This window comes from Pseudotabrizicola sp. L79 (genome assembly GCF_036553525.1).
Classification (GTDB): Bacteria; Pseudomonadota; Alphaproteobacteria; order Rhodobacterales; family Rhodobacteraceae; genus Pseudotabrizicola.
Map to the genome: position 1 here is coordinate 1 of NZ_JAZHDA010000054.1, position 335 is coordinate 335.

Genomic DNA, 335 nt, shown 5'->3' on the forward strand with positions numbered 1-335 from the left:
GGGTAAGACATGCATCTCAAATCTTTGCTCTTGGGTCTGGCCACCACCTTCACCGCCGCACCGGCGTTTGCTCAGCAGACGCTCGAGACGATTGGCGTTCCGGTGGACCGGGGAACAGGCTTTCAACCCGCGGCAACCGAACTGGCGCGCGACCTTCAATGGCTGGACGGGATGATCCTCATCATCATCACCGCCATCGTGCTTTTTGTAACCGCGCTGCTGGCGTACTGCATTGTGCGCTATAACAAACGCGCCAATCCGACCCCCTCCAGCTTTACCCACAACACTCCGATCGAGATCGCATGGACCGTTGGTCCGATCCTGATCCTTGTGTT

1 protein-coding gene is annotated in these 335 nt (G+C 57.9%); it reads left to right on the forward strand.

Annotation, left to right across the window (positions count from 1 at the left end):
• Nucleotides 1–9: 9 nt before the first annotated feature.
• Nucleotides 10–335, forward strand: a 326-nt coding sequence (locus V3C85_RS17870) for a cytochrome c oxidase subunit II transmembrane domain-containing protein (protein WP_331796839.1), incomplete at its 3' end; no start/stop codon positions are given.